Raw genomic sequence first — 13022 nt, forward strand, 5'->3', positions numbered from 1 at the left:
AATAAAAGGATTTTATTGATCATATAAAGCTCGGTGATTGCTGTTTTCTACGGCTTTATACACACCAACTAACCATGGATGGATAAGCTTATGAGCATCGATATGCTTAATCGGCGTGTGCCTAGGCTCGCGCTACTCACAGTGGCAGTTTCTATAGGGTTATCTGGTTGTTTCGGCGACGACGATAACGATTCATTTACCTCTCAATCAACTTATTCAGCAAACATTCAGCGTACCGAGTTCGGTATACCTCATATCACTGCCAAAGACTATAAAGGACTTGGTTACGGCGTGGGTTATGCTTTTGCCGAGGATAATATCTGCTCGCTGGCACGTGAAGTCGTTGTGGCTAGCGGCCAAAGTATGCGGTATCTGGGCGACGAAGGTGATGTGGACAGCGACGTTTTTTATACGTGGTATAACTCTCCGGAGAGACGCGCTAAATTTTTGGCCGCTCAGGATCCAGAGGTCGTTGATGCGGTCACTGGTTACGCGGCTGGCTATAGCCGATACCTACGGGATAAAGGGGTTGATAACATCAACCCTGATTGTGCGGGTGCAGAATGGGTACGTGAAATCACAATTGATGATTTGCTGACCGTATATGGCAAAGCGAACCTGCGCGGTGGACTGTCTAACTTTGTCCGACCCATCGTAGCGGCCGCACCGCCTGATCAAAATACAACGATGAACAGCAGTAGAATGCGTACTGTGAGTCCAGAGCCAGTAGCCGAGTTTGATAACTCCACGATCAATGCGATGAAAGGTGGCAGCAATGCTTATGCTTTTGGCAGCGAGGTAACTGGTACAGATAGTGGCATCTTATATGGCAATCCGCATGAGCCATGGGAAGGTGTACAGCGCTTTTACGAGTTTCATTTGACCTTGCCAGGCGAGCTTGATGTGATGGGCGCCGCTCAGCAAGGTCAACCCTTTATTAACATCGGCTTTAACAAGGATGTGGCTTGGAGCCATACAGTTTCTACAGCCAAACGCTTCACCCTTTACCAGCTCAGTTTGGTAAACGGCAATCCTATGAAATATAACTATCAAAACAGTGCAGGTGTGTTTGAGCAACGTGATATCGAAAAAGTCGATGTGACCATTCAACTGCCGAACAATCAGACATTGGTTCGTCCTATCTACTTATCACAGTATGGACCTATGCTGAACGTGAAAGCGTTGAACGGTCAATTACCTAACTGGGGCGATAACAATCTCGCTTATACGATCCGTGATGCAGCTTCTGAAAACCCGCGTGCCCTGAACCAATGGCGCAGTATGAACAAAGCACGCAGTGTGGAAGACTTGGTTGATAGAATGCAAGATACCCTTGGTCTTGGTTTCGTCAATACCATTGCTACTGATCGCTATGGTAAAGCACTATATGCCGATATCTCAACCGTACCGCATGTTACCAAGCAACAACTAGAATCTTGTAGTGCCAATGCTGGTCCATTCCTTGGCGCGTTGATTGCATCAGACTTGCCAGCACTAAACGGAGCCACAGCTGCCTGTGAATGGGGCAATGATGCTGACTCGCCGCAAGCAGGTATTTTCGGCCGCTCAAATCTGCCTTTCTTAATTCGTGATGATTACGTCGCCAACTCGAATGACAGCTACTGGTTGAGCAACCTCAAGCAGCCATTGACTGGTTTCTCACCTCTCCTACGTCGTCGTCTATCACCATTTTTAGGGCCTAATGCCGTAGACGGTGTGCCGTTACTCATGCGTTCGCGCATGGGACTGACACAGATCTTAGACCGACTCAGCAACAAAGACCAACTTGGTGGCAACACTTTTAATTTAAATAATATGCAAGACGTTGTCTATGGCAACCGCAGCTACGTCGCCGAGCTCGTACTCGATGATGTGTTGGCAGACTGTACAGCCAATCCTGTGATGCCACTGACCAGCGGTGGTACGATCGATGCCACTCAGGCTTGTGCCGTTTTGAGCAATTGGGATCGTCGTGATAATTTAGATAGTAAAGGCGCTCATGTATTTAGAGAATTCTGGCGCAAGGTCAATTTTACGGAAACCACGGACGATGCATTCAATGTAAAGTTTGATATTAACGACCCTGTCAACACGCCTCGTGACCTCATTATCAATGACAATACCCGCAGCGCATTGGGAGATGCGATTGCCTTCTTTAATAGCAAAAATATAGCGCTTGATGCAACTTTGGCAGATCTACAATATGTCATTGATGCAGGCAATAATAATGAAAAAATACCTATGCATGGTGGACTTGGACGCGAAGGTATATTTAACGTTGCTCAAGGTCCAGGACTAAACGAAGATGGTACTTATAAGCCAATTACCAATGGTCCTACCTATATGCAGACCGTCACCTTTGATAGTAAAGGACCCGTCGTAGAGGCACTATTGGCTTATTCACAAGCCTCAGACAGTACACGCCCTCACCATCGTGATCAGACACGTCGTTACTCAGCTAAAGACTGGATACGCTTACCGTTTAGTCAAGCTGAAGTGAACGACCAGGCCGTTGGTAATAGCCTTCAGCTAAGAGAATAGTTTTCATAGAAAAAAGCATAAATATAAAAGACCTCAGCTCAGTGCTGGGGTTTTTCATATTTGCATAACAACCCTTCTTCAACACCTAAGTACACGCACCGACCTCCCCACTGCTAATAAGGATTTGCTATACTAGCTGCTACATATTTAGCAGCACCTATTTCTACTAATAGACGATTCAAATAGCTCTAGTAACCATTATAAAAACACAAAATCGACTCCAAATATGAGTCCTTGACAGTACAAAATCCAGCAGTGTCGAGAGTCAAAACGAGGAATACCGCATGACAGACTATTCAGAGCCGAACACTCAGCAGCCCTACAACCGTGCGGACGAGCCGCCAACCACTGTGCGCCCTGTTATGCAACCAGACAACCCTTATGCCAGTACACGCGGCAGTATCACCAGTAAGCAGCTACCAGCATTTGATGAGGCGATCATCAATAAGTACAATCGTTCGGGACCACGTTATACCTCTTATCCAACTGCTCTAGAGTTCACGCCAATACCAGATAGTTTTGAGACAGTTGGTCTTGAAACAAAAATCCTGCAGAATCGCGAGTCGCGTGCGCCGTTGTCTTTATATTTTCATATTCCCTTTTGTCGACACCTTTGCTATTACTGCGCTTGCAATAAGATCATTACCAAAAAAAATAGCGACTCTGGTGATTATCTGCAGTATTTAATGGCTGAGATTGCTATCAAACGTCGCTTATTATCTGTGTCAAAGGGCCGTGATAAGCCCTTGGTCAAGCAGCTACACTTGGGCGGCGGTACGCCAACGTTTTTGCGTGATGACGAGATGGTACAACTGTGGGAGTTCTTGCAGACACAGTTTGAATTTTTGCCAGAAAATGAAGGCGACTATTCTATCGAAATCGACCCGCGGGAGCTGAGCGATAATACGCTTAAGATATTGCGCAACCTTGGTTTTAATCGTATCAGCTTAGGCGTGCAGGACTTAGATGAAACGGTACAAATTGCGGTCAATCGAGTGCATTCAGTAGAGCTTATTGAAAGTGTCTTGACAGAGGCGCGCGAGCTTGGTTTTCGTTCTATCAATATCGATCTGATTTATGGTTTACCGCATCAAACGCCTGCCACGTTAGACAAAACGGTACAACGTATCATAGAGATGTCACCAGATCGTCTGTCTGTCTTTAACTACGCGCATCTACCTGAGCGTTTCAAAGCCCAGCGCCAGATCAAAGACGAAGATCTGCCTAGTCCAGCCGCCAAACTGACCATGCTTGGTGATACCGTCAATACATTAACCGAAGCGGGTTATCAATATATCGGTATCGATCACTTTGCCAGGCCTGATGATGAGTTGGCCATTGCTCAGCGCGAAGGCAAATTGCATCGTAATTTTCAGGGCTACACCATCATGGGTGACTGTGACTTATTGGGCTTTGGTGTCTCATCCATCAGTCAAATTGCCAATAGCAATACGCGCTATATCCTACAAAATGACACCGATTTGCAAAACTACCAAGCTAAGATTGATATGGCGAAAATCAATCCTACGGTTATGCCTGCCATGAAATATATTAAGACATCCATCAAAGATCGCTTACGTGAATATGTCATCATGAACCTGCTTTGCCATGACTATCTCGATTTTAAAGATGTGAATCAAAAATTCGGTATCGATGCGATTACCTATTTTATTGATGAGATTCAACAGCTGGGCGAGATGCAAGCAGATAGACTGATTGATATGGATGCAGCAGGTATTCGTGTCTTACCTAGAGGCCGCCTGCTAGGTCGCAATGTCGCCATGGTATTTGATGAATACTTAGAGAAGAAACATAAAAACCGTTTCTCAAAAGTGATTTAAGTTAATTAGCATTCAAACCATTTATTAAATGTAAAAAAGACCTCACTTGAGGTCTTTTTTAGATATTACTGTGGATATTTACAGCTTTAATTTATCGCCAACCATGCCTTTAACAGTGCTCAAAATATCGGCTGGCAACACTACCATTTTTGAATTGTCAGACTCTGCTAGTTGGCGAATAGACTTGATGTACTGCTCGCCAAGTAAATAGACAATCGGCATCTCTTCATCACCCATCGCCGCTGTGATAAGACGGATTGATTCCTCCGAGCCTTTAGCCAGTACCACTTGCGCCTCAGCATCGCGACGTGAAGCTTCCAGACGACCATCTGCTTCCAAAATAGCCGCTTGTTTTTGACCATCGGCACGAGTAACGGTCGCACGGCGTAAACGCTCTGCCGCTGCTTGCTCTTCCATAGAGGCTTGCATGGTTTGCGATGGGTTAATGTCTTGAATCTCTACAGTTTTAAGCGTAATACCCCAATCTGCGATATCTTCTGAAATCGCATGTTTGAGCAAGGCTTTAATCTCATCACGACTCGATAAGGCATTATCCAAATCCATCTCACCAATAATCGAGCGCAAGGAAGTTTGTACCAAGTTGCGGATACCATGCTCATAATCTTCAATACCGTAGACCGCTTTGTCTGGACGCAGGATGTTGATATAAGCCACAGCATTAGCGATGATAACGACGTTATCACGGGTGATGACCTCTTGTGATGGAATGTCTAATACGATGTCTTTTGTGGTGACTTTATAAGCGACTCTATCCACAAAAGGAATGATAATGCTAAATCCTGGCTCTAGTGTTTGCTGATATTTACCTAGCCGCTGCACGACCCACTTATACCCTTGCGGGACGATACAAACGCCTTTAAAAACGGTAAAAATCACCAATGCTACTAATACCAGCATCACGATACCGACGCCATTTAAACTACTCAAGATGCTACCCATGTGATTCTCCTTAACCATCGCTTTATTTGCCAGCGACGTGATTTATGTCCTTTTTTTCTTAATTTAAAAATCTTTGGTACCTGATGACGTTTATTTGCTAGTACCTGTCTCTTTGAGATCAGGTTTGTGCAAGCTCAGTCTACTCGCTTTAGATTGTTTGGCAGGCATTTGGCTACTTGCAGGCACTTGGCTGTTGATCGTCGGGGTAATATTTGGCTGTATGGTTTTGGGTGCTTGGAGGCGCTGCGTGGGTGCAACCACCATCTCATCGCCGACCACCTTTATGACCACCACCCGATCACCTGTCTCGACATTCACGCCTGCTGTGCGACATGGCCACTCATCTGCACCCCAAATAGGCACGTTAAAACGCACCATACCTGAAATACCTTTTTGCGGTTTGACCACGATCATACCCGTCTCACCAATAATCAGATCGCTACTCTGCCCCGCCTTTTTGCGGTTCATGGACAGCGGCTTGATGTATTTGACCCAAGCATACATAAACAAAACCGATAGCGTAAGCCAGATCAATACTTGAAATAATAACGGAATAGGCAACAGCCACGCTAAAGCGGCAACGATCACGGCGGCGGCTCCAAACCAAAGGCTGGCAAAGGTCGGAATAAATATCTCAGCAATCATCAAGGAGAAGCCCAACACCAACCAATGCCAAGGTTCAATCATCCAGATAGTCTCAATCATCGCTGCCTACTCCTGTATCTGCCTACCTTCCAATGTAGCACAGTTTTGCAGATAATATTATCTTGAAAATCAATTACCTATTATTATTTATGGTGTAGTATTTTGATAAAACAAGTACAATGAATGCTAAAATTGGCACGAAAAAAACGACCACTTAAAGTGATCGTTTTTTAGTCATCCACACAAATGAAAGCTTAGAATTTGTAATGTGCACCAAGAGTTAATAGCGTAAGGTCTTCAGCAACATAGTCATATTCAGCTTCAACACTCACGTTAGGGTTGAAGTTATAACCCAAGCCAATACCGCCCGCTACACCACTGTCGCTATCGCTATCACTTCCAGAGTTTCCAAGAATATCTTCAGCAGAAACTTCAATCTCAGCTTTAGCAAAGCCTAGTTTACCTTTTGCATATAAACCAGTATTTGGGAATGCATAACGGTAAGTACCATAAGCACCATAAGTTTTTAGATCAAATTCAGCGTCAATGCCACTGTTACCTGTATCAACATCAGCGTCATTAGAGCCTACATACTCAATCTCAGCACCAAAGTTAGGATCGAAGTTATAACCAGCATAAACGCCATATGCAGTTGGATCATCTAAATCATCAGCATCTACCATGAATTGACCAGCTTTAATACCAACGTACGATTGGCCAGCACCATAAGAAATGGCTGCTTGTGCGCTCATGGTCATTACTGAGCCTGCGATTACTGCAAGTAACGCTTTTTGTAGATTTTTCATAAACTATTCTCAACCTTGGATTCAATAAACAAATAATTTGTTGAATATCAAATACTACTCAACTATTTTCTACTTGTTATTAGTAGTGGCGGTATCATACCAAATTATTTACTAAAGTAAACATATGTTGCAAAAATATTTTATAGACATAAAAAAACGACCATATAAAATGGTCGTTTCTTTGTTTTTGACTATGGTTATAGGCAAGCTATATTAGCTTAGAACTTTAAGTTAGCGCCAACAGTAAGCAGCTTAGTATCTGCATCACTATCCATCATGGCATACTCTGTTTCGACATTGAAGTTAGGATTCACTGCGTAACCAAGACCGACACCACCGGCAATACCAGTATCACTCACTGAATCGCTGCTACCATTATTAAAATCAGCTTCTAGCTCTGTTTTAGCGATACCAAGTTTACCTTTGGCATAGAGTGCAGTATTTGGGAACATATAACGGTAAGTGCCGTATGCACCATAAGTTTTGGTATCGTAGTCGCCAGCATTGTTGTCTAGGTCAGCATCATCTGAACCAACATATTCAACTTCCATACCAAAGTTAGGATCGAAGTTATAACCAGCATATACACCATAAGCAGTTGGATCGTCGCCACTTACGTCATTGTCAAATTGACCAATTTTAGCACCAACATATGGTTGACCTGTATAGCCATTACCATAGTTAACGGCGGCGTTTGCACCTACAGTAAGTAAAGAACCAGTTGCTAGTGCAAGTATAGTTTTTTGTAGAGTTTTCATTATTAGCTCCTTCAAGTAAGTTTGGACAAACAAGTTATTTATTTATATTGGCTTTGTAGCCCTATCGCCTTGTCTGCTAACGATGAGTACATAGTAACAAACTATTTCAGACACTCTGTCAGTGTTTAATGGTATGAGAGTTAAGATTTGAAAGCGTTTATCAGTGTGTGGGTTACAAAGGCTGGTATATGAAACTTTTTGTTACACGTCACGTTTTTGTGCAATAATCCCTACTCATTGTGTTTCGCATATACTGACGAATAAAGAAAAAGGACGGCTCTATATGTCAGCTTCTATCAACGCACAACTACAAACTGCACTCTTACAACTCAAAGACAAACAGCAGTATCGCAAATTACCAGATATCGAACACCAAGGACGGTATGTAATTGTTAATGACAATGCCCTATTAAATATTGCTAGCAACGATTATCTAGGTTTGGGCAGTGATGCTGAGTTGCAGCGTGAGTTTTTTGAATTTATTCAGCAATCAATGGACTGTTTGCCCAAAATGAGCGCAACATCATCGCGTCTGTTAACTGGTAACGATGCACAGCTACAAGCGCTAGAGGACGAGCTACAAGCTTGGTATGAAACCGCAGCTGGAATAAATCAAACTGCGACAAAATCTGCGCTGGTATTGAATAGTGGCTACCACGCCAATATCGGGATTTTACCTGCACTGGCTGCACTACCAGTGAGGACGGTTATTTTGGCAGATAAGTTGGTACACGCCAGCATGATTGATGGTATCAGGCTCAGCGAAAGCAAGCGCTGCCTGTATCGCCGCTATCGACACAATGATTATGCGCATTTGGCTGTTATGCTCGCGCAGGTTGAAGAAGACGTGGAGCGCATCATCATCGTCACCGAAAGTATTTTTAGTATGGACGGGGATCGCGCCGATCTACCTGCTTTAATTAATCTAAAAGCCACTGACAGTCGTATCGAGCTATATATCGATGAAGCACATGCAGTCGGTGTGCTTGGCGCGCAAGGGTTAGGTCTGGCTGAAGAAACAAATACCCTAACTGAGATTGACTACCTAGTTGGTACGTTTGGTAAAGCATTTGCTTCAGTTGGTGCCTATATCCTATGTGATGAGGTGGTCAAATCATGGCTCATCAATCAGATGCGTCCGCTGATTTTTAGTACCGCATTGCCGCCAATCAATCATGCTTGGACACGGTTTATTTTGGCAAAAATGCCACAACTCCAGACGCGGCGACAGCATTTGGCGCAGATTTCATTACAACTTAGCCAAGCCATTAGCGCTGAATATCGTGTAGCATCAGCAGCAAAAGATCCTATTTACGAGTCACCCATTGTGCCTTATATTTTGGGTGACAACGCTCGTACGATGACAAAGGCAAAGCAGCTCCAAGACGCTGGATTTTATGCCTTACCCATTAGGCCACCGACCGTCCCTACTAATACGTCACGTATTCGCTTGGTACTCAATGCAGCCATTACCCATGCAGAGTGCGAGCGCCTGATCATGCAATTATCCATATGACGACAGCATTTTTTGATGCTCATTATAAACCTTTATGTGAAAGAACGATTATGGAATATCCCCTCACTACTTCCGAGCTAAGTGCCCGCAAGCAGACCATTGCGCGGCATTTTTCTCAAGCCAGTCAGTACGACAAACATGCTCATATTCAGCAGCAGGTTTGTCAGCACTTATTAATGGCTATCGATAATACCAATCAGGACAGTGTGCTTGAAGTCGGTGCAGGCACAGGAAAACTAACGCAGCTCCTGGCAGCACATGTAAAAAGTGCGCGATGGTCTATCAACGAGTTATGTGAACAGCAAGCCACTCATTTACAAGACTTGTTGCCACAAGCACAAATCCTTATTGGCGATGCGGAAACGATGGATTTAGGCGGTGAACATAGCTTAGTCATCAGTGCCAATGCGATTCAGTGGTTTGATGATCCACTCAGCTTTGTTGCACAGTCAGCCTCAAAGCTAAAACCTAATGGACAGTTACTACTCAGTACCTTTACCCCAGATAATTTTTTGCAAATAAAAACCTTAACAGGACAAGGACTGCATTATCCAGATATTAGTGAATGGCAATCAGCACTGGATCAAGCAGGATTTAGACACATCAAGCTATCAACGCAGCGTTTTGAAGTACCATTTACAAAGCCTTATGAGGTGCTTAAACATATGAAGATGACAGGTGTATCTACCAATCAAACACATAGCAATCAAACCTGTGGCAAGCAAACGATTGGCGAGCAAGCGCCTAACACACATCCTTTTGTCTGGACCAAAACCCGCCTGCAAACGTTCGAGCGCGACTATTGGCAGCAGTTTTCAGGTATTGATGAGCGTGGGCAACCTTGCGTATATCTGACTTACGACATACTTGTTATTGATGCGCATTCACCATAATGGCACGCTTGAAAATATACTTGAATATCAGACATAAAAAAACGCATCTCGAAAGATGCGTTTTTTTAAATTGACTACTTACTAATTCTACCACTCTCAAAAACGTGAGTAGCAAGGAAAACGAGCGTAAGTACTACATTTAGTAGACTAAGCGAGTTTGACACAGCTAATCGCGTTTTTGGGTTTGGTATTACTTTTTGTCTTCGTCTACTTCAGTGAACTCAGCATCAACGACATCGTCATCCGCTTGGTTGCTACCAGCAGCGTCAGCACCTTGTTGGAACTGGCTTGGATCCATACCTTCGCTACCTGCGCCACTGTCAGCATAAATCTTCTGGCTAACTGGCAAGAATGCATTGTCTAGCGCTTCAAGCTTGGCTTTGATTTCGTCATGATCGTCTTCTTTCGCCGCCGCTTCAAGCTCAGTGATCGCAGATTCTACTGTTGATTTTTCTTCATCAGTAACTTTATCTTCTGCTTCTTTCAGCGCTTTTTGTACCGCATGGATACGACCATCTGCTTCGTTACGAACTTGCGCTAAGTTAGCGAACTTCTCATCTTCAGCAGCATTGGCTTCTGCATCGCGAACCATTTGTTCTACTTCTTCGTCCGACAAGCCAGAATCCGCTTTGATCTGGATGCTTTGTGCTTTACCAGTACCTTTATCCGTTGCAGAGATGTTCATGATACCATCAGCGTTGATGTCAAACGACACTTCGATTTGTGGTAAGCCACGTGGTGCTGGTGGGATATCCGTCAAGTCAAAACGACCAAGCAGTTTGTTTTGGTTAGCGATCTTACGCTCACCTTGATATACCTGAATCGTTACTGCTGGCTGGTTGTCTTCAGCTGTTGAGAATACCTGTGATTTCTTGGTAGGAATCATGGTGTTTTTCTCGATAACTGGCGTCATAACACCGCCCATGGTTTCGATACCTAGCGTCAATGGCGTTACATCAAGTAGCAATACGTCAGTTTTATCACCAGACAATACGGCACCTTGAATCGCTGCACCAGCTGCAACTGCTTCATCAGGGTTCACGTCTTTACGTGGCTCTTGACCGAAGAATTCTTGTACTTTTTGCTGTACTAGTGGCATACGCGTCTGACCACCAACGAGGATTACATCATCGATATCGCCGATTTTTAGGCCAGCATCTTCAAGGGCGATTTTACAAGGGCCCATGGTGCGCTGTACTAGATCTTCTGTCAAGCTCTCAAGTTTTGAGCGGCTGATGGTTACAACCAAATGCTTAGGACCACTGCTATCAGCAGTGATATATGGCAAGTTCACTTCAGTGCTTTGTGCACTTGATAGCTCAATCTTCGCTTTTTCAGCCGCTTCTTTTAGACGTTGCATCGCAAGAGAGTCACCTTTTAGGTTCACGTCTTGCTCTTTTTTGAACTCAGCTACCAAGTAATCGATCAACGCTGAGTCAAAGTCTTCACCACCAAGGAACGTGTCACCGTTGGTCGCTAGTACTTCAAACTGTTGCTCGCCGTCTACGTCTGCAATCTCAATGATTGATATATCAAAAGTACCACCGCCCAAGTCATATACAGCAACGGTGCTATCGCCTTGCTTTTTGTCCATACCGTAAGCAAGTGCCGCAGCAGTTGGCTCGTTGATGATACGTTTTACATCAAGACCGGCGATCTTACCCGCATCTTTGGTGGCTTGACGCTGTGAGTCATTGAAGTAAGCAGGTACAGTCACAACCGCTTCGGTCACGCTCTCACCAAGATAGTCTTCTGCTGTTTTTTTCATTTTCTTCAAGATTTCAGCAGAAACCTGTGGTGGCGCAAGCTTTTTGCCGTTGATTTCTACCCATGCATCGCCGTTATCTGCTTTAGCGATTTTATAAGGCACCATACCGATGTCTTTTTGTACAACTTTGTCATCAAAACGACGACCGATCAGACGCTTGATCGCAAACAACGTGTTGCTTGGATTGGTGACTGCTTGACGCTTGGCTGACTGACCAACAAGCGTTTCGTCATCTTTATAAGCGACGATTGATGGTGTGGTACGTGTACCTTCAGCATTTTCGATGACTTTAACTTTGTCACCTTCCATCACTGCCACACAAGAGTTGGTCGTACCTAGATCAATACCAATTACTTTACCCATAATGAATTGCTCCTAATTTATTTTAACTATAAATACTTATTTATTCAGACCGTGATCGGTCACTTGTTGCTATATATCGGTTTGCTTGTCATATTTTTCAAGGTAAAAATCACGCAAAAATGGTCTTTCCTGTGATTTTTTGTGAAAAACCTTCATATTAGTAGGGTTTAGCCCCTAAAAATATTATTGTCCAACACGTACCATGGCTGGGCGTAGCAAGCGACCATTTAGGCTATAGCCTTTTTGTAAGACAGTGCCAACGGTATCTACTTCTGCTTCTGGGTCGATACCCACGGCTTCATGGAAATCAGCGTTGAATTTCTCACCTTCTGGATCAACCACTTCTACGCCATGGCGAGTCAGTACAGAGACCAATGCTTTATGAGTTAATTGCACCCCTTCAGCGACTGGATCGTTTGCATCTGCGTTTTCCATAGCGCGCTCCAAGTTATCGACGATATCGAGTAGCTCTTTGGCGAATTTCTGTAGTGCAAATTTTTTGCTCTTATCCGCTTCTTGCTCAGCACGCTTTTGGGCGTTATAAGCTTCAGCATTGGCACGAGCGGTGCTTTCTTTGGCCTGCTTTACTTCGCCTTCTAATTCAGCGATGCGCGCTTTGAATGTATCAAGGTTGATCTCGTTTTCAATTGTGGCTTCTTCGCCTGAGTTGTTCTTTGGATCAAACTCATCCAAGGTTTCTTCTAAGATACTTTCTTTATGCTCAACGTTGTCATGTACGACCGTTTGGTCAAACTTTTCTTGATTTGGGTTTTGCTCACTCATAATAGCTCCTTGGAATTTCAAAAATAATTGAGATAAGACACAATAAATCAGCCAATCGCTGGCTGTATCATGCCTTTATCAGATACTTAATGTTTATCACTCATTTTTTATATTAATACGCTCTAATAGCTGCTTGATAAAGGTAGTA

General features: G+C 43.9%; 10 protein-coding genes. 4 read left to right on the forward strand and 6 right to left on the reverse strand.

Annotation, left to right across the window (positions count from 1 at the left end):
- The first annotated feature begins 90 nt into the window (after positions 1–90).
- Entirely contained in the window at positions 91–2541 is a 2451-nt protein-coding gene (locus I3255_RS00180) for a penicillin acylase family protein (protein WP_238035809.1), read from the forward strand.
- Positions 2542–2825: 284 nt separating this feature from the next.
- Positions 2826–4382, forward strand: coding sequence for an oxygen-independent coproporphyrinogen III oxidase (gene hemN / locus I3255_RS00185; protein ID WP_238035810.1), 1557 nt, complete (start codon positions 2826–2828; stop codon positions 4380–4382).
- 78 nt (positions 4383–4460) lie between these two features.
- Here the strand turns inward: hemN and I3255_RS00190 are convergent, their stop codons facing one another.
- The 4 genes from I3255_RS00190 to I3255_RS00205 all read right to left on the reverse strand — a co-directional run bounded on the left by I3255_RS00190 (position 4461) and on the right by I3255_RS00205 (position 7551).
- Positions 4461–5342 carry an SPFH domain-containing protein gene (locus I3255_RS00190; RefSeq protein WP_238035811.1) on the reverse strand — a complete coding sequence of 294 codons (882 nt, stop codon included), beginning with the start codon at positions 5340–5342 and terminating at the stop codon, positions 4461–4463.
- A gap of 90 nt (positions 5343–5432) precedes the next feature.
- A complete protein-coding gene (locus I3255_RS00195) occupies positions 5433–6047 on the reverse strand; it encodes an NfeD family protein (protein ID WP_346268612.1) in 615 nt (204 codons plus the stop codon).
- A gap of 194 nt (positions 6048–6241) precedes the next feature.
- A complete protein-coding gene (locus tag I3255_RS00200; protein WP_238035812.1) occupies positions 6242–6793 on the reverse strand; it encodes a porin family protein in 552 nt (183 codons plus the stop codon).
- 218 nt (positions 6794–7011) lie between these two features.
- Entirely contained in the window at positions 7012–7551 is a 540-nt protein-coding gene (locus I3255_RS00205; protein ID WP_238035813.1) for a porin family protein, read from the reverse strand.
- Positions 7552–7834: 283 nt separating this feature from the next.
- Between I3255_RS00205 and I3255_RS00210 the strand changes: the two genes are divergently transcribed.
- Positions 7835–9067, forward strand: coding sequence for an 8-amino-7-oxononanoate synthase (locus I3255_RS00210; protein WP_238035815.1), 1233 nt, complete (start codon positions 7835–7837; stop codon positions 9065–9067).
- A gap of 50 nt (positions 9068–9117) precedes the next feature.
- Positions 9118–9960, forward strand: a complete 843-nt coding sequence (locus I3255_RS00215) for a methyltransferase domain-containing protein (protein WP_238035816.1) — start codon at positions 9118–9120, stop codon at positions 9958–9960.
- Positions 9961–10150: 190 nt separating this feature from the next.
- Here I3255_RS00215 and dnaK read toward each other — a convergent pair whose 3' ends face one another.
- Positions 10151–12091 carry a molecular chaperone DnaK gene (gene dnaK / locus I3255_RS00220; protein WP_238035819.1) on the reverse strand — a complete coding sequence of 647 codons (1941 nt, stop codon included), beginning with the start codon at positions 12089–12091 and terminating at the stop codon, positions 10151–10153.
- A gap of 183 nt (positions 12092–12274) precedes the next feature.
- Positions 12275–12874, reverse strand: a complete 600-nt coding sequence (grpE, locus tag I3255_RS00225; RefSeq protein WP_238035821.1) for a nucleotide exchange factor GrpE — start codon at positions 12872–12874, stop codon at positions 12275–12277.
- Between the last annotated feature and the right edge of the window lie 148 nt (positions 12875–13022).

Origin of the sequence: Psychrobacter sp. Ps6, assembly GCF_022129235.1 — a bacterium.
Classification (GTDB): domain Bacteria; phylum Pseudomonadota; class Gammaproteobacteria; order Pseudomonadales; family Moraxellaceae; genus Psychrobacter.